This window comes from Algoriphagus sp. Y33, from assembly GCF_014838715.1.
In the GTDB taxonomy this organism is placed as follows: domain Bacteria; phylum Bacteroidota; class Bacteroidia; order Cytophagales; family Cyclobacteriaceae; genus Algoriphagus.
Map to the genome: position 1 here is coordinate 3846522 of NZ_CP061947.1, position 17722 is coordinate 3864243.

Genomic DNA, 17722 nt, shown 5'->3' on the forward strand with positions numbered 1-17722 from the left:
CCTTATTTTGTTCCAATACCGACATACATTTCCCATGCTGCATATTAAGTCTTTTACATTCAACCCTTTTCAAGAAAACACCTATCTATTATATGATGAAAAAGGTACGGGGACTTTGATTGATCCGGGTTGCTTTGATCTCGCTGAGCGAAAAGAGCTCCTGGATTTTGTGACTGAAAAAAAGATATGGGTTACCCAACTACTCAATACCCACTGTCATGTAGACCATGTACTGGGAAATGCCTGGGCAAAAAAAACTTTCGGAGTAGAACTTCTCATACACAAAGAAGAAGCAGCTGTGCTGAAAGCAGTGGAAGTTTATGCTCCTAATTATGGTTTTGTAGGCTACGAAACCAGTGAGGCAGACGGATATTTGGTCGAAGGAGAAAACATCAAAGTCGGGGATGAGGAATTAAAAATCATCTTCGTCCCGGGACATGCACCCGGCCACGTAGTCTTTTACCATGAGGCTTCGCACCAATGCGTAGCAGGAGACACCCTATTCAGAGGTAGTATTGGCCGAACCGATTTACCGGGGGGAGACCATAAGTTACTCTTGAGCAAGATCAAATCAGAGCTTTTCACACTGCCGGAAGAAACCGTTGTCTACCCCGGACATGGCCCTGAAACTACCATAGCCTTCGAAAAAACTCACAACCCATTCGTGGGTAAAAACGCAAGACTTTGAAAATCAAACCCCATATCCCAAATTCGGTCACCCTTCTCAACTTGCTTTCCGGAGTGGTCGGAATTATTTGGGTAATCAATGGAAACATAATTTCAGGTGCCTATTTCATTATTCTGGCTGCAGTTTTTGATTTTATTGATGGCTTTGCGGCCAGAATATTGAAAGTGCAAAGTGAAATCGGTAAGCAATTGGATTCACTGGCTGATTTAGTGTCCTTTGGCGTACTTCCGGGGATGATACTTTTTCAGATGGCAAAAGTAGGTACCCGGATTGAATGGCTTCCGTATCTCACCTTAATTGTCCCTCTATTGTCTGCTGTACGCCTAGCCAAATTCAATTTGGACACAAGACAAAGTGATAAGTTCATCGGTTTGCCTACTCCCGCAAACGCACTGTTTATCAGTACCCTGCCCTACCTTGCCATCCAATGGCCTTGGATAGGAACTTGGCTTACCTCTCCGTTTTTCCTAGTTGGAATTGCTTGGGTATTTGCCGTACTTTTACTAATTGAACTTCCATTAATTGCACTCAAATTCAAGTCTTATTCCCTGATAGAAAATAAATTCCGGTATGCCCTTTTAGCCATTGGTCTACTTTTAATTCTACTTTTTGGGATGGCAGGAATCCCTTTGGTAATCCTAACATACCTTGGCTTGTCTATCGTAGAAAACAGCATCAGTTCAGAATGAAACACCTGGCCTCCAAGCTTCTATGGTCTCTTATTTTCAGTTTTATGCTGATTGCATCTGCTTCTGGTCAAAATTCATTTTTCAAATTCAAAGTAGCCGAAGAAGGCATTTATAAAATCACTTCGGCCCAAGCTCAAAAGCTGGGTATAAATACCCTGAGTAAACTAGCTATCTATGGATACCCGGGAATGCTACCTCAACTCTTGAAACCCGAAAATTTAAACCTGCAGGAGATTCCGGGGTTGGAAAAAGACGGGCACTTATATTTTTATGTCTCATCTCCTCACAGATATACTTTTAATGAAAACGGCACTGAATATCATCCACATCAACACGTAGACTCAATAAGTTTTTTGGTTGGAACCTCCCAAAACCCAAAGAGAATTCCAATTATCACTGGTCAATCCGGCATTTTGGCACCAACTATACTATATCAATGGCATTGGCTGAAAGAGGATGAAAACAACATCCTTAATTCAGGACGAGCTTGGTATTCGCGGGCAGTAGCGCCAGGGGTAACCCGAGGATATGCATTTCCACTGAAGACGAATACGATCTATGAATGGAAAATAGCAGGAAAATTAATGGGAAGGTCAAGCTCAACTGCCAAAATCACTTTAGCGGTGGATGACTTGACCGTCACTGAGCGTTCTATATCCGGAATACCCGGAAGTACCTATGGGGTCAAAGGTGAAGAAGTCAATGTGAACGAAACCTTTTCTCCAGATGGAAATAAAATAGAACGGTTAAGAATCTCATTCCAAGCATCCAGTGCCAATGATGCGGGATACTTTGAATACATCGGGATCGGGGTTCCCTATTCTAGTCATTCGCTTGAAGATGGTATTTATTCGTCCAGTCATTTTTCTTCAATCTCCATTCCTCCTTTGGCTGGCCAGTCAGCTTGGGAAGTAAGTGATTTTTATGCTCCAAAAGCCTTTGATTTGAGTACAGGATCAATTCTCCATGGACAGAAGTTGATTGTTTTTCGCGAGGAAGAAGTAATGGAAATCCGCGAATTGGAACCGGCGAATCTTGACCTTCGAAACCAATCCTCATGGCCTGAATTGCTTATAGTTGCTCCTCGACTTCTAAGCAATTCTGCTGAGAGGCTTAGGCTTCATAAAATCGGAATGGGAATATACACAGAGGTCTACTATCTCGAAGACATCTACGATGCATTCGGCTATGGCAACCCAGACCTTACCGCCATTCGCAATTTGATAGCCTGGCATTATCATGAAGGGAAAAACATTCAAAATGTCTTATTCCTTGGAAAAGGGACATTTGACTATAAAGGAATATTGGGAGGCAGACCAAATCTTGTACCTATTTATACCAGTAGAAACAGTCTAAACCCTTTAACATCCTTCAGTTCAGATGACTATTTCTCCCTGCTGGAATTTGGTCAAGGAGAATGGAAAGAAAACCGTGAGGGAGATGAAGAGATGCAAATCGGCGTTGGGAGATTGCCCGTGATCAATGCTCAAGAAGCAAGAATAGTCGTAGACAAGATTATAAACTACGAAAGCTATTCCAGCCCAGGCGACTGGAAAAAAACGGTAACATTATTTGCAGATGACGGTGACAACAATATCCACTTACGTGATTCAGAAGCACATGCCAATTACCTAACCAATAATCACAAAGAATACAAGCAAAAAAAAATATACCTAGACAGCTACACACAAGAGAAAACGGGAGAAAGACAGTTCTCCCCGCAAGCAAAATCTGCACTGGAGGAAACACTGGACACCGGGACATTACTCCTGAACTATATCGGTCACGGAAACGAAACCACTCTGACGGCTGAAGAAGTTTTTCAGGTTTCAGATATTGTAAACTGGGCTGATCAAACCCAATTGGCACTTTGGGTGACTGCTACTTGCGAGTTTGGCCGACATGACAGTCCTTTTTTGCGATCTGCGGCCGAGGAATTGTTAATCGCCCCAAGCAAAGGCGCCATAGGTCTTCTAAGCACCGGAAGACCTGTATTCAGCAGTGTGAATTTTTCCTTGAATGAGGCTTTTATAGCAGAAGTGTTTAGACCTCAAAATGAACAATCCCAAGATCTTGGGAGCATTTTCAGAAATACTAAAAATAGAAGTCAAAACGGCTCACTTAATCGGAATTTCAGTCTGTTGGCTGATCCCAGTATGAAACTGGCGGCTCCTGAGTTTCAAATAAAAATCAATTCATTCAAGGATTCGAAAAATGAGAAACCCTTGGATACGCTTTCAGCTCTTCAAGTGATAGAATTCGAAGCAGAAGTGATAAACCCCAGCACAGGGGGAGTTGCAACCAATTTCAATGGAATTTACACAATTGAACTACTTGACAAGCCTGCATCGAGCAAAACCTTGGGTGATGAAAGTAACCCGGTGGAGTTTAAAGAAGAGAAAACACTGCTTTTCAAAGGAACGGGAAAAATCGTCTCAGGGCTGCTCAAGGGTAAGATGATCATCCCAAAAAACCTAAATCCGGAATTTGGGGAGGGCAGGGTTCGAATTATGGGTGAAAGCCAAGACATGGTGTGGGAGGCATTTGGTTTTGATACGCCTACTATAGGGGGAACTTCTGATAATCCTCCAGAAGACATGGAGGGGCCTGAAATAACTGCTGTTTTTGAAGGGAAAGAAGAAACCCCGTTTATATTTCCTTCAACCTCGATCGCCATGGCGGCATCTTTCTCGGATTCGAGTGGAATAAATGTTTCCGACTTACTACCATCAGAAAGTTTGACTATCCAGTTAAATGGAGGCCAGTTGACTCAATTGAGCAACTATTTTGTGGCAAAAAACAGCTCTTTCACATCAGGGAAAGTGAATTTCAGACTAACCGGATTAAAAGAAGGCGAGAATTTGGTAACTATACGGGCTTGGGATAACTTGGGTAACGGAAGCGTGTTCAATCAGAAAATAACCGTAAAAGGGAGCGGTAAGTTAAGAATACTAAATTACAAGACTTATCCAAACCCCACCCAAATTGAAAGTCATTTCGAGCTTGAGCACAATCGGTCGGGAGAAAACTTGCTTCTTACACTTGCTATTTACCAAACAGACGGCAAGATACTATTTATGGAACAGGAGCGTTTAGTCAAAACTGATGCTCACATCGGGGATTTGTCTTGGTTTTTTTTGCAGAACCAAACCAAATATCCAGCAAAAGGAACTTATATTTACAAATTATCGCTTCAGTCAGAACTAGATAATTCAACAGATTCAGTGAGCGGACTAATCGTGATTCAATGAAAAAAATAGCCACAATAAATAGGAAAAACTTACTCGTTGCGGTTTTTACCCTGGCTACTTTATCTGCATACGCACAGAACAGCACTATTCTCTCCGGTCAGGATAAGAATCGAAGAGTAATCACTACTGCTGTACCATTTTTGAATTTCGCTCCCGACTCCAGACATTCAGGCATGGGGGATGCCGGTGTGGCAACCTCTCCGGATGCAAGTTCGGCGCATTGGAATGCCGGAAAACTGGCCTTCGTAGAAGATCAAATGGGCTTTTCCCTTTCTTACTCCCCCTGGCTCGGGAAGCTGGTCAACGACATGTCATTGAGTTATCTGACCGGATTTTTTAGAATTGATGAAGTCTCGGCATTTGGTTTTGACCTCCGGTATTTTAATATGGGCGACATTCAGCTGACTGATGGAAGAGGAAATTCACTGGGGGAATTTAATCCCCGCGACATTGCGATAGGCGGAACCTATTCCAGAAAGCTTTCTTCCTACTTAGGGCTGGGTATCTCTGCGCGGTTCATACATTCTAATCTATCAGGGAATATCTCTTCGGTAGGCGGTAGTGAAGCAAAGCCTGGAATCAGTGTGGGAACAGATATAGGCCTTTTTTACTCCAAGCCCGTTTTCGCCGGGAGGAAAGATGCAAATTTCTCCTGGGGGGTGAGTATCACGAACATTGGGCCTAAAATAACCTATAATTCTGCAGATGATCTGGATTACATCCCCACGAATCTGAAAGTAGGAATGGCCTATGCCATTGATTTAGACGAAGTGAATAGTCTGACGTTCGCTTTAGATCTAAATAAGCTACTCGTCCCTACCCCGCCCATCTATGCAACAAATGAAGATGGGACATTGGAAATAGACGATAACGGCAACCCTATCATAAGACCCGGTGATGGAAAAGATCCAAATCGCCCGCTGCTTTCAGGAATGTTCGGCTCTTTTGGCGATGCTCCCGGTGGATTTTCTGAAGAAATAAAAGAAATCATGATCTCCTTTGGTGTTGAATACAACTACAATGACAAGCTTGCTCTTCGCACAGGTTACTTTTATGAAAACCCCAGCAAGGGTGGAAGAAAGTACTTTACCATGGGTGTTGGGTTCGACCTGAAAAAACTTGGATTTGACTTCTCCTACTTAGTTCCCCAAACACAAAATCACCCCCTTGCGGAGACTTTACGGTTCTCTTTAATGTACGATATCCCTAATTAGACATGATTTTAGACAGGTCAAAGGCTCCGGAATTCAACGTTCCTGAGGATTTTGAACTATTGCCTCCTTGGAAATTCAAGCTTTCAAACGGAGCAAAGTTCTTTTACATTCCTACACCTGGTTTGGATGCGGTCAAGATCGATGTGCTCTGCAAAGGTCAACGAGCTTCTCTTCCCTTAGGGAAAACGCTTGTGCCTTCCTTCACTCTCCAAATGGTACAGGAAGGCACAGCCGAAAAAGATGCGGGAGAAATCGCCGAGTTTTTTGATTTCTATGCTGCGGAAGTTTATCCCTATTTGACGTTCTCTTATGAAGGACTTGGGCTTTTGTCTACAAAAAAACACCTTTCTAAGGTACTGGAAGTATTTATCTCTTTATTTACTAAAGCCAGTTTTCCTGAAGACATGCTGGAAAAGCGTAAATCACAGCGAAAGCTCAGTATTCAGCTTGAAAAAGAAAAAACATCTTCCCGAGCTAGCCAAGTATTTAGAAAATGCCTTTTCGGAGCCAGCCATCCATATGGGGCGGAAATCAACGAAACCCACGTAGACACGGTTACAAGGGATCAGTTGATCTCTTATTACGAGACATTACTTTGGCAGGATTTGGAGATTTTCGTCTCAGGGAATTTCGATTCCGCTGAGCTGGAACATCTATGCGAACAATTCAGCCTATTGCCCAACAGGACTGTCTCAGACTCCGTACTTCTACCCGATATAAATACGCTTTTGGCTGTAACAGAGCCCAAAGAAAAGTCCGTACAAAGTAGTGTCCGAATAGGTGGTTGGTCTATCCCAAAAGCCCATCCTGACTTTATTGCACTCAGTGTCTTTAACACAATTCTAGGAGGATATTTTGGTTCTCGCCTTATCAAGAATATTCGCGAAGACAAAGGTCACACATACGGAATCTACTCCTCTCTTACCGAAATCGGTGACTCTAATTACTGGGTAATAGCTGCCGATGTACAAAAAGCATTTTATCCTTCCGTAGTCAAGGAAATTTACCACGAAATCCAAGTGCTGACTCAAGTGGAAATCGATGCAGATGAGCTTGAAGTGGTCAGAAATTATTTGATCGGCCAGATGCTGAAACAGTTCAGCACTGCATTTGATTTGATAGATCGGTTCAAATCCGTACATCATTCAGGAATGGATTTCGACTATTACACTGAGAAGCTTGCTTATCTTAAGGAATTTACAGCAAAGGACATGCTTCATATTGGACAAAAATACTTTTCAAATCCGCCGTTCATTGAAGTAATCATCGGCTAATCATGTGAGCTTAACATAAAGCCAAGAGATATCTAACCGGAAAAACAGCCAAAGTTTATACAAACTAAACTCAACACCTTTCATATTGATTTCTTTGGCAAGTTTTACAAAGCCTTTTGCCACCTGAAAATTAGCAGACCATAGTGCATGCTTCAATTCATAAATGATACGTTCCGAAAGCGCATCATTTTCTTCCGCACTTTTGTTCATTTCTTTGATTTTCTCACAAATTCTAAGTGTACTTGGAAGCATCTGGGACCGGTACCGGCGATATTGGTTTGCAGACAGAGAATCCCCATGTTTCCTTTTTAAGACACCGATGTGAGTCGAAAAAGCTACACGATAACTTCTAGCCAGTCTCAATTGAATATCAAAATCCTCATAGGAAAGTGTAGCATCGTATCCTCCTACTTGCTTGAGAATAGCGGTCTCGAAAACCATTGTAGGAGCAGAAATACAACTTCTCCTAATTAGCGTTTCGTACAGCTTATCAGTCGAAATTTTCTCTTCTAAATCCTTATAATCCGCAGGTTTGTAAAATATACTCTCCTGCCCATACTCATCCAAAATAACAGCGTCAGAGAACACAAACGCTGCATCAGGGATTTGATGTAGTTTTTCAATCGAAAGCAACAGATGATTGGCATACAGAAAGTCATCACCTGAAAGATCAACTACAAATTGGCTGTCAACCTGATTTAGAATTTCATTAAACAACTGACAATAAGGATCGGAAACGCTCTTGTAAATAGCTTTGACAGGAAGTTTATCATCATTATTTCCCACCCATTCCTTGATGATAAACGAAGTCTGGTCCTTACTTCCATTGTCTACAATAATTAATTCCTTATGCCGGTAATCTTGTAACAGTACACTTACCAGTGCCTTCTCGATCCATTTTTCATGGTTGAAAGCAATACAAACAACAGTAACTCTATCGTTAGACTTCATACTAAAGCTTCTTATCCCAAGTGATCTTATTGCAGATATCATTTGAGAAACGCGACTTGAAGAACATTAAGCTGTGATTTGCTCCTTCCTCGAGATCTGACGAGCCAAGGTCTATAAAACTTACTTTTTGCTCAACCGCTAATTGGAAAAGCTCATTTAAGATCAACTCACCACCGATCTTTACAGGGATTTTGGGATTGATCGCAGACAGAAAATAATAAAGGGAATCGCTCGTGAGCTTGACACAAAGAGAATACCCAATGGCTTGACCATCCTTACTTAAAGTAATCAAAAAATACCTATCCGGATATTCTGAAACTTGCTGTACAATTCTATTTTCATCAATCGCAACCTCATAGCCCTTTTGAGCATTCCAAGACCTTATTTCTTTCAAAAAGCCAAAGTTGGAAATGGAAGAATGGCTGGTTTTCAAACCGGAACTCTTGCTTTTCTTTTGAATCTTCATTGACTCCTTTTGCACAAGTTTCTTAATTTTCTTTTTCCCGATAAAAACATGATGACTTAATACTTTCTTATGTTCAAAACCACTTTTAAATAAAAGATAGTTTATCAAATCAACCTGAGGTTCATAAGGTTTGGGTGACTGGGTGATAGAAATTGTGTGGACACTGCGATGATTCATTTCTTCGACTATCGCCAATATAAAAGCTTCCAAAGAAGCGGAGCTCAATCCGTCATGTATCCAAAGACCACCAAAAGGTGATTGCGGAAGCGATACGGCTTCACCTCTCTTTGAAATTGCGAAAGTGATTATTGCTTTAGGTTTCTGCTTTTTCTCCCAAATAAAATCCAGTTGATCCTGATATGCATCACTTGGAGTATTGCTCAAAAAATAGTCCTTATCCTCTTTCAAGGCTGAAACCACCCGAAGCTCGTGGTGTTCACTTATATCTTTCTTGAAGCTTTCCAAAATAGTCTAGGTCTCTGATATAATCATCTTCTGAAAAGGCCCGATCCGACATCCCCAGCAATACCGAGTTGGGCGAAAATCTGGCAACTAACCAATTTAGCGGTGGAATATAAACCCCCTTCTCCGGCGAATCAAGTTCAAAATAAAAAACACCTCCCAAGGCAGAATGAATTTCCAGCTGAAGCTTACCTGCTACAGCCACGATTACCTGGGATTCTTTCCAGTGGGCGTGATTGCCCCGGCTTTCTCCTTCCTTTACATTTGAAATCCAAAAACACCGCTGGATCCCATCCGGAAAAAGAATCAGATTCTCCCAAAAGTGAAGATTTCCTGTTTCAGTGGAATTTCCGGGAAGAGTAAACATATAAGGTGCTTGCGCAGTAATTGATTCAGGCATTTCTTCTAATTTCCATTAGCTAAAATTAAGATAATTCGAATGGATAAACTGTTACCCATTTGTTAATTTTCTAAATTCGCTATTCAACAAACACCAACAAATCTATGCCGGACTTCGGCGAACTCTCTGCACTTGACGACACATTTTTTACTGTTTCCAGGACCAGCGAAGGTCTTTACAAAGACAGAAGCAGCAAGTTTCACTATTATTCCTTTCCGGTGAGAAATGAAGAGGAAATCAAATCCCGTTTGGGTGGCCTAAGAAAAAAACACTTTGACGCCAGGCATCATTGCTTCGCATGGACGCTGGGGAAAGACGGAGAGCAATTTAGAGCAAACGATGATGGAGAACCGAATCATTCCGCAGGAGATCCTATTTTGGGCCAGATTAGATCCAATAACCTGACCAATATTCTAATTGTAGTAGTCCGCTACTTTGGTGGAACGAAACTCGGAATAAGCGGTTTGATCCAAGCCTATAAAACCTCTGCCGCTATGGCAATCGAGGAAAATGAGATTATTGAAGAGCAGGTTAAAGCTTCAGTTGCCATTCATTTCCCATATCCTGTGATGAATGATGTAATGAAACTTATCAAAACTTATGACCTAAAGATTATTACCCAGGAAATGACGCTGGATTGCCAAATGCAATTGGAATTCAGAAAAGGGATTCAAGAACTAATCGTCAATTCACTTGAAGAGATTGAGGGGCTTCAGTTGACTAACGCATAAACAATTCATCCAAATAGCCCTCAGTTCTCAGCTTTTTGAAAATCTCCAGGCATCCCCAAGCGTCGGTAGCAGCGTACCGCTGCTGCTTGATGGTTAACACTTCCGCTTCCCAGTTAGAAACTTGCTCAGACTTGGAAATACGGATGCCAAGAACCATAGCACAGAGATTTCGCACTCCAATATTCATAAAACCGACTCTTTTCAGCTCATCATTCAGATCGAAAAATGAATTGGCATAGAAAGAATCCGTAAGCTTTGCCAGTCCTTTGATATCATCATGAACTGCAGCACCAACTTTCACTATACTCTCTTTTTCAAGAATATTCCGAATAGAATCAGGAAAACCAATTTTATTTAACCGAAAGAGAAACGCTTGTGTGGATGTAGAAAGCTGGAGTAAGGACACCTGGTTTATTACCCCTTTTTGAAAAGCGGGCTTAGTTTCAGTATCAAATCCAATTACTCGCTGCTGGACAAGGAATTCAGCAACCTCCTCCACATCCTCAAGTTTCTCTATTAAAAACATTTCTCCCTCAAACTGTCCCAGCGGAAGGGCGTTTACTTCTTCTTTTGTAATCTTAAATGGAATCATACCAACTTTTCTTCGTCTTCTACATCGTCGTAATAGGTAATCCCGATTTTGAAATAGCCATAGAGAATGGTCATAAAGGGACTAATAATATTAAAAAAGCAATAAGGTGCGTATGTCAAAGTAGCCACACCTAACACTGAAGCCTGTGTAGCACCACATGTATTCCAAGGAACTAAAACCGACGTCACTGTTCCCGAATCTTCTAAAGTTCTACTGAGGTTTTCAGGTGCTAACCCCCGTTTTTTATACACATCTGCGTACATCCTACCAGGAACTAGAATAGCCAAGTATTGATCTGAAGTAGTGATATTAAAAAACACACAGGTAGCGACTGTGGATGCTATCAATGAACCAATACTGTGCACTTTCTGAATCACCGCTTCTGCAAGGACTCTCAGCATGCCGCTTTCTTCCATAATTCCTCCAAAAACCATTGCTGCGATGATCAGCCAAATTGTATTCATCATCCCTCCCATACCACTGGTTACCAGCAATTCGTTGACCACGTCATTGGTAGTAGAAATACTTATTTCTCCATAGAGCGACATCATTACAGCTTTGAAACTCTGATAAGCATAAGATGCGTTTTCATCGGCAATCAGGCGAATGATATCAGGCTGGAAAAACAATGCAAAAACCCCTCCCAGAAGAGCTCCTGTAAGCAAAGCAGGAATAGCGGGCACTTTCCTCACAATCATCACAATGACTAGTATCGGAACAATAAATAACCAACCGGTCACATTGAATTTCTCCGATATTACATCTGAAATAACCTGTACATCATCTACAGTGCCATTTGTCTCATAATTCATGCCGATCACTACGAAAATGATAAGCGTAATAGAAATAGAAGGAACAGTAGTCTTCGCCATATAACGGATATGGGTAAACAAGTCCGTACCTGCCATAGCGGGAGCAAGGTTAGTTGTATCAGAAAGCGGTGACATTTTGTCCCCAAAATAAGCCCCGGAGATAATCGCTCCCGCTATTATTCCTTCTTCAAAACCCAATGCTTTTCCTATCCCTAACAAAGCGACACCCACCGTCGCCACGGTGGTCCAGCTACTTCCTGTGGCTACGGAAACGATAGCGCTGACAATACATGCCGCCACCAAGAATATCGTCGGGTTAAGAATTTGAAGACCATAATATATCATAGCCGGCACAATACCGCTTAGCAACCAAGTTCCCGCAAGAGCACCAATTAGAAATAGAATCAAAATACTGGACATCGCCGCACTGATGCTTTTAATAATCCCATCTTGCAGTGTCTCCCAATTAAACCCTAAACGAAATATTGCCACCACAGCAGCCACCATAGAGGAAAGGATAAGTACGATCTGGTTGGAGCCCGAAAGACCATCTGTACCGAATACTTGTATATTCAATACCAAGAGTACAATCAAAAAAACCAACGGAATCAGTGCGTCAAAAACTTTTGGAGAACGTTTAAAACCTTGCATTAATCGGGGTTTGGTGAGTTAAGGACTTGAATCTAATGAAAAATTATTAATTACATCTTGGACAAAAGTACTGAGAGCTCCTTCCCTACCTGCCAACCTATTGCACACCCCATTTCGCCAAGACGTACCCCAGCCGCTGTTTTAACGCCTACTTGCTGAATAATTGGAGATTTTATTTTGCCAAAAGCCATAATACCAGTCCATTCAGTATCCCAAACAATAGATATTCCAAGAAAGATCATCTGTTTTGTAAGTGCTTCCAGATGAGATTTATTTTAGGATTTACTTTAAACTCCATGCTTTTTTCTCCTTCAAAATCCACATTCTCCGCGCCTCCCGGAAGTAGTCTAGCGTCAATCAGTCGAAAATAGATGTTGCCCTTATCCATATGGAATGTCCCTTTCCAGGGAATTTTGAAAAGGAATTAAAATAGATTTAGTATTTTAAATAAATTTAAGAGATATAATCCCAATATACCATGAGAAAAATTGACGCATTATTCCATGAATACGGGCTAAGTCATCAAAACATGACAAATAAGCTAATTCACTGGTTCTGTGTACCTGCAATTTTCTTCAGTATTGTAGGACTGATTTTCAGCATCCCTCGCGGCCCTCTTCCAGAGCTAATGCCGTTCCTCGGCAATTTTGCCAATTGGGCCACAGTAGTTTTGGCTTTGGTATTGATCTATTACCTCATGCTCTCCACACCGCTTACCTTGGGAATGTTTCTCTTCTCCTCCCTATGTCTGGCTGCGGCTAATTTCATTAACTTATATTTTCCCGGCAAGCTCTGGATGTTAAGCCTCGGGATTTTTTTACTGTCTTGGGTCTTGCAGTTTTATGGACATAAAATTGAAGGCAAAAAACCCACTTTCCTCAGAGACCTTCAATTTCTGTTGATCGGCCCTGCTTGGCTGATGCACTTTATCTATAAAAAATGGGGTTTTGCTTATTGAGACTTTACATCCTCTCCCTACTGTCACTCACACTCGGTACATCCAACATCTCAGTCCTAGCCACTCTGGGCGAAGTCGAAGGATTACTTATTGAGCATTTTCTTCTGTTGACATTATGCTCTCCTCTTCAATAGGCTGTTTTTTGGTAAAAAGCTCCTCCAATCGCCTCAGCGAACTTTGATTTTTGAGTGTATAAACGCTTTCCAGAATTGATTTTTTCTCCCTCGAAGTCAGTCGCCAATTCAAAGATGCACGTTGCATGGTCTCTTGACTTCCCGTTAGTTCTCCCACCTGCACCTTTTCCGGCGCATACTCAAACTCTATCCTCTCCAGATCGAAAGGCATAGACTCAGCCATGTAATTGAAAAGCACCTCATTCTGTATCGTCTGCACATTATCCCAGTTAGCATAAATATTCTTCAATGGAGTGAAAATTTTCTCGAAAATTCTAGGAGGAAAACTCGGTGCTATTTCAGTCACTTTCTCTGAATCTCTAATTGTAATCAAAACCACTCCGGCCGTATTTTCATTGATCCATGACTGAAACACGTACATAAATCTCAGTGCATCCTGAATCCCAAAATTATCAGACAAACCCGTATCCATAGTTTCCATAATTGGCTGGGTGGGCAGCTGAATATTGGGAGTAACGAAAGGAAAAGTAGCACTCATTCTCAATGCGGTAAGGAACCGTAAATTTTTGGAGTCATGTGCTTCAAAAAATCTAAGAAAATCTATCGTTTGCTTCTTTTCATCCGTACCCAACTTTCCTAGCATGGAAGTCCCAAAAAACGACATCGAATGAGGAGATATCACCAGTTTTCTACCATCATTTGTAATCAACGTAGTGACGGGAAGCAAAGGAATACTACCTGAAAATTCCGGTTCTTTATAAGCAGAAATCGGCTTTTCCAGGACTCCTTGGGTATTTTGATTCAGTTGATTCTCAAAAGCAAATCCCCTATCCTTAAGATACTTATTTCCATTGTAATGAAAATTTTGATTGCGGATAAACAAGTCATTCACCAGCAAGGTGAAAATAATAGGGTTGAGATTGTCAGCGGAGATTTGATCAAGATACTTTTCATCTAGAGGATTTACCGAAGCATCCGTTAGGGACCTTAAGTAGATTTCCCTGAAAAATGCTTCTCCCAAAACTCCTCCGGAAGCCCCCGTAAAAAGCTCAGTGTGTTTTAAAACCTCTCCATCCTCAATAGTATATATACTTTGTAGAACTTTGACTGTCCATAGTGCCGCCCGCTGTCCACCTCCACTGGCCGCAACCATCACTAGTTTTGGTTTAATCTCGTCAGGAAATTTCGCTTTCCAATTTTCCAAAATATTCAGCACATTATCCTTATCCTTGTTTACAATATCCGGAGTCAAAAGAGAATCCATACGAGCAAGACTGTAAGTGGCTGGAGGAACGGTATAATCCAATCCATAGGCCCCGTGAGGACGATTAAGGAAATTGAAATTGCTGAAATAATTGGCCAAAACCAGAAAAGCAAATACAGTGAAGGTCGACCACCTCCTAAGCCAAAAACTTACCGCACCCACCAGCATAACCAGAATGGCAAACAGCAGGGTGGCACTCATCGCTGCCGGCAACTGGAGATATGGGTTCTCTTTGAAAAACCCCAAAAACAAGACAAACAGAATTAATACTAACTGTATGACAAACAGGTTCAAGTGATTCTGATCAAAAACCCGTAGCAACTTAGTCCCTTCAAACCGGGAAATATCCGGCCTTACTTTCTCGGGCCGAAGGCGAATGTTCAGGTAGTAAAGCACCTTGTATTTTTGGGTTTTTAAATCCTTGTATTGGCTAATCACATTCGCTCTAGTCAGCCTGACTTTACGGAGTCTTTTATCTACAGTCCCTGCAAAAAGAATAAAAAAATCCTTGTTTGTCAGCGAAAAATACCCAAATATCACTGTATAAGTAATCACTCCTCCTCCAAAAAAACCAAGGAAATAAACCAACACCTCCCAATCATTTGAAGGGTTATTGTCTAGCTGAAAACTTATAAATCTAACGATGTAGACTGCATAGAAAATCGATGGGATAAGTCCATTGTTCACACAATAATGAATGAAAGGTCTGTTTAGAACAGCCAAAAACGGAAAATGTCTGCCCTCCATAATATAGGTGGACATGTGAAAGCCCATGGTCAAAATAGCAAACCCAACCCCCATCAAGAAAAAACTAACCCATGAAACCTGATGTAAATATTCAGGATCAAGGAAAAGAAATGGAATTCCCAATACAACTCCGAAATATTCCAAAATAACCCCCATCAGAGCTATCCAAATAAGGGTTAGTCCCAGGTTTTTTCGCAAGTGAAGCAGAAACAATTGTACCGGAAAGCTGTACCAGATTTTATCCCTCATGTAAATGGTTTTGCGATAATTTACTGCTTTTCTTTTACTCCCCACAATTCAGGAAGTCTTTGGCAACCTCAATTTCCAAGTCCAATTTATCTTCAAATAAATCAGATTGACTACCAGACACTTACTCTTATTCGCAGTAGTTCATAAATTTCTTTGGTCGGAAATTGGCTTGTCCTTCTAAGGATAAATTTTACCTTCGAAATTCAAATAGATAGATATGAGAACCTGGTTTTTGTGCAAAGTCAAGTACGCAAAAGAAAATGAACAAGGATTGCTAAAGAATATTTCTGAGCAATACCTAGTGGATGCGGTATCCTTTACCGAAGCAGAGGCGATCCTTTATGATAGACTTGCCTCTCAGATTAGGGGAGATTTCCAAGTTACAGGTATCAGCAAAAGCAATATTGTTGATGTATTCTTTTATGAAGATGCCGATATCTGGCATAAGTGCAAGATATCGTACATGGTGGCAGACGGAGAAAGTGGAAAAGAGAAAAAAGTCACACAATATATGATAGTCACTGCAAATGATGTCAAGGAAGCTTACGACAGAATTCAGGAAAGTCTAGGCAATATGCTGGTAAGCTTCCGAGTACCTGATATAGTGGAAAGCCCGATTGTCGAAGTATTCCCATTTGAGCGGGATGAGATAGCTGAACAGTTGCCCGAAGGCAACTTCAGACCTGTATCGGAAGTAACTCAGAACGAAGAATAGACTTACATCAAATAAGAAAAATGAAAGGCCGCAATTGCGGCCTTTCTGTATTTCATCATATACCGTATTATTGCAAACCGAACATCTTCCCTTTGTCAGAAGTTATAGTAATTCAATACCTATGGAAGACCATCCCCAGAAAGAACTGTAAGTCAAAGTATAACGCATTCTGTGGAGTGGAATCCGAGTAGACATCTCACATAGATACAATTCTTTATCCACATCTTCTGCCTAGGTATTATCCTGTGCATAAATTAAAAAAAACTCGGTTTCATGTTTATTTTTTAGTGCTTTGAATCTACTATTATGCATTTTATGCCATAATCAACAAATATCATTAAATTTGCCTAATGAACTACCATGATGCAATTCAGGCACTAAGTCACCTAGCGGTTGTATCTGATTACTACCTGCAAGTCACTATTGACAATACAGGTAAGATTCTTAGCCCACACCCAAGCTTCGGACAACCTCCTACTTTCTTTGAAAACAAAGAGAAGACAATTTATTTCTCCGACTGCTTTGAAGCTTCCAATTGGGAGATATATGAAAATAAACGTATTAAAGCTTGGAGAAATTCATCCAAATCTTTCACAGTGTCCCTACAAAAAAAAACATCCTCCGAAGGTGATTTAGTAAACACCAAATGGGAGTTTTTTTTTCTTACAGAAGAATTTGACATCTGTCTAGGGATAGGTCATCCGGACCCTTCACCAATGCCCTATAGTTTAGGCTTAGGTAATTTTTTTGAAAGTGACACCAGTGAAGGAAAGGAAATTATAGACAGTATATTAGAAGATAAATTACTTGGTTTTTGGGAATTTGATCTGGCTAAGAAGAGCGACAAAATCAGTCAGGGTTTTGGACAAATTTTAGGCTATACACAAGATGAATTGGCAGGAACTACGCTTATTTCATGGGATAAGCATATACATCCTGAAGACTATACTTATCTGCTACATGACCTTGGAAATCATTTCAAGTCCTCCGGCAACACCCCGTTCAAAAGGGAATTCAGAATAAACAGAAAAACTGACCAAACCATATGGGCTTTGGGTTTTGGTAAAACTATCGAATGGTCAACTGAAGGTCATCCTACCAAAATATTGGGATGTATTTTGGATATTTCAGACAGAAAAAAACAAGAGATTTGGGTGAAAGAACATCATTATTTTCTTAAGGAACTAGCTTTCGAGCAATCCCATACACTTCGTGCAAGAGTTGCCAATATTCTTGGAATTGTAGATATCCTAGAAAGCGAACCCCAAAACGCCGAATCCAACCGTCTTGTCCAGTTAATCAAAAATGAAACAAAATTACTGGATCAATCACTAAAGAAAAGCATCAAAGAATCCGTTCAAAAAAACATGTCATTAGAAAATGATTTTTTGAACGAAAAGAGTACTTCCAGTTTGTGAAATGGATTCAACCCGCATTATGCATTAGCATTTCTACATCACGGCGTACAAGTTAT

The 17722-nt window shown here is 40.9% G+C and carries 15 protein-coding genes; 9 read left to right on the plus strand and 6 right to left on the minus strand.

Features of this window, described 5'->3' with window-relative positions:
* The first annotated feature begins 34 nt into the window (after positions 1–34).
* The 5 genes from ID165_RS15405 to ID165_RS15425 are packed head-to-tail and all read left to right on the plus strand — an operon-like array spanning position 35 to position 7116.
* The gene (locus ID165_RS15405) at positions 35–688 is read left to right on the plus strand and encodes an MBL fold metallo-hydrolase (RefSeq protein WP_192085837.1); all 654 of its coding nucleotides are present in this window, start codon (positions 35–37) and stop codon (positions 686–688) included.
* Positions 685–1377 (plus strand): CDP-diacylglycerol--serine O-phosphatidyltransferase, encoded by a 693-nt coding sequence (pssA, locus tag ID165_RS15410; RefSeq protein WP_192085840.1) that lies wholly within the window; start codon positions 685–687, stop codon positions 1375–1377. The genes ID165_RS15405 and pssA overlap by 4 nt, the downstream gene beginning before the upstream one ends.
* Entirely contained in the window at positions 1374–4628 is a 3255-nt protein-coding gene (porU, locus tag ID165_RS15415; protein ID WP_192085842.1) for a type IX secretion system sortase PorU, read from the plus strand. Before pssA ends, porU begins: the two co-directional genes overlap by 4 nt.
* Positions 4625–5842, plus strand: a complete 1218-nt coding sequence (gene porV / locus ID165_RS15420; RefSeq protein ID WP_192085844.1) for a type IX secretion system outer membrane channel protein PorV — start codon at positions 4625–4627, stop codon at positions 5840–5842. The genes porU and porV overlap by 4 nt, the downstream gene beginning before the upstream one ends.
* Before the next feature lie 2 nt (positions 5843–5844).
* Complete coding sequence (locus ID165_RS15425) at positions 5845–7116, plus strand: pitrilysin family protein (protein ID WP_192085846.1); 1272 nt, start codon at positions 5845–5847, stop codon at positions 7114–7116.
* Here the strand turns inward: ID165_RS15425 and ID165_RS15430 are convergent, their stop codons facing one another.
* Genes ID165_RS15430 through ID165_RS15440 form a run of 3 tightly spaced genes read right to left on the minus strand, consistent with a single transcriptional unit; the run spans position 7117 to position 9395 of the window.
* Entirely contained in the window at positions 7117–8067 is a 951-nt protein-coding gene (locus tag ID165_RS15430; protein WP_192085848.1) for a glycosyltransferase, read from the minus strand.
* Position 8068: 1 nt separating this feature from the next.
* Complete coding sequence (locus ID165_RS15435) at positions 8069–8998, minus strand: hypothetical protein (protein WP_225586779.1); 930 nt, start codon at positions 8996–8998, stop codon at positions 8069–8071.
* Positions 8970–9395, minus strand: a complete 426-nt coding sequence (locus ID165_RS15440; protein WP_192085850.1) for an FdtA/QdtA family cupin domain-containing protein — start codon at positions 9393–9395, stop codon at positions 8970–8972. Before ID165_RS15440 ends, ID165_RS15435 begins: the two co-directional genes overlap by 29 nt.
* A 104-nt stretch (positions 9396–9499) precedes the next feature.
* Between ID165_RS15440 and ID165_RS15445 the strand changes: the two genes are divergently transcribed.
* Complete coding sequence (locus ID165_RS15445; RefSeq protein ID WP_192085852.1) at positions 9500–10126, plus strand: YigZ family protein; 627 nt, start codon at positions 9500–9502, stop codon at positions 10124–10126.
* Here the strand turns inward: ID165_RS15445 and ID165_RS15450 are convergent.
* Together ID165_RS15450 and nhaC are read right to left on the minus strand one after the other, a co-directional pair.
* Entirely contained in the window at positions 10116–10718 is a 603-nt protein-coding gene (locus tag ID165_RS15450) for a 3'-5' exonuclease (RefSeq protein ID WP_192085854.1), read from the minus strand. The two genes, ID165_RS15445 and ID165_RS15450, sit on opposite strands and share 11 nt — an antisense overlap.
* Complete coding sequence (nhaC, locus tag ID165_RS15455) at positions 10715–12181, minus strand: Na+/H+ antiporter NhaC (protein ID WP_192085856.1); 1467 nt, start codon at positions 12179–12181, stop codon at positions 10715–10717. Before nhaC ends, ID165_RS15450 begins: the two co-directional genes overlap by 4 nt.
* A 478-nt stretch (positions 12182–12659) precedes the next feature.
* On the opposite strand from nhaC, the gene ID165_RS15460 reads away from it, so the two are divergent.
* Entirely contained in the window at positions 12660–13139 is a 480-nt protein-coding gene (locus ID165_RS15460) for a DUF962 domain-containing protein (protein ID WP_192085858.1), read from the plus strand.
* Between the two features lie 87 nt (positions 13140–13226).
* Here the strand turns inward: ID165_RS15460 and ID165_RS15465 are convergent, their stop codons facing one another.
* Positions 13227–15533 carry a patatin-like phospholipase family protein gene (locus ID165_RS15465; RefSeq protein WP_192085860.1) on the minus strand — a complete coding sequence of 769 codons (2307 nt, stop codon included), beginning with the start codon at positions 15531–15533 and terminating at the stop codon, positions 13227–13229.
* Between the two features lie 217 nt (positions 15534–15750).
* Here ID165_RS15465 and ID165_RS15470 point away from each other — a divergent pair, with 217 nt between their 5' ends.
* Complete coding sequence (locus ID165_RS15470; protein WP_192085862.1) at positions 15751–16248, plus strand: DUF4494 domain-containing protein; 498 nt, start codon at positions 15751–15753, stop codon at positions 16246–16248.
* Between the two features lie 350 nt (positions 16249–16598).
* Positions 16599–17666 carry a PAS domain-containing protein gene (locus tag ID165_RS15475; RefSeq protein WP_192085864.1) on the plus strand — a complete coding sequence of 356 codons (1068 nt, stop codon included), beginning with the start codon at positions 16599–16601 and terminating at the stop codon, positions 17664–17666.
* The last annotated feature ends 56 nt before the right edge of the window (positions 17667–17722 follow it).

Coding starts and splice junctions, on each gene's coding strand:
- porV (WP_192085844.1), top strand. CDS start 4,625: ATGAAAAAAATAGCCACAATAAATAGGAAAAACTTACTCGTTGCGGTT.
- ID165_RS15475 (WP_192085864.1), top strand. CDS start 16,599: ATGAACTACCATGATGCAATTCAGGCACTAAGTCACCTAGCGGTTGTA.
- ID165_RS15460 (WP_192085858.1), top strand. CDS start 12,660: ATGAGAAAAATTGACGCATTATTCCATGAATACGGGCTAAGTCATCAA.
- nhaC (WP_192085856.1), bottom strand. CDS start 12,181: ATGCAAGGTTTTAAACGTTCTCCAAAAGTTTTTGACGCACTGATTCCG.
- ID165_RS15450 (WP_192085854.1), bottom strand. CDS start 10,718: ATGATTCCATTTAAGATTACAAAAGAAGAAGTAAACGCCCTTCCGCTG.
- ID165_RS15470 (WP_192085862.1), top strand. CDS start 15,751: ATGAGAACCTGGTTTTTGTGCAAAGTCAAGTACGCAAAAGAAAATGAA.
- ID165_RS15430 (WP_192085848.1), bottom strand. CDS start 8,067: ATGAAGTCTAACGATAGAGTTACTGTTGTTTGTATTGCTTTCAACCAT.
- ID165_RS15440 (WP_192085850.1), bottom strand. CDS start 9,395: ATGCCTGAATCAATTACTGCGCAAGCACCTTATATGTTTACTCTTCCC.
- ID165_RS15405 (WP_192085837.1), top strand. CDS start 35: ATGCTGCATATTAAGTCTTTTACATTCAACCCTTTTCAAGAAAACACC.
- ID165_RS15445 (WP_192085852.1), top strand. CDS start 9,500: ATGCCGGACTTCGGCGAACTCTCTGCACTTGACGACACATTTTTTACT.
- ID165_RS15465 (WP_192085860.1), bottom strand. CDS start 15,533: ATGAGGGATAAAATCTGGTACAGCTTTCCGGTACAATTGTTTCTGCTT.
- porU (WP_192085842.1), top strand. CDS start 1,374: ATGAAACACCTGGCCTCCAAGCTTCTATGGTCTCTTATTTTCAGTTTT.
- ID165_RS15425 (WP_192085846.1), top strand. CDS start 5,845: ATGATTTTAGACAGGTCAAAGGCTCCGGAATTCAACGTTCCTGAGGAT.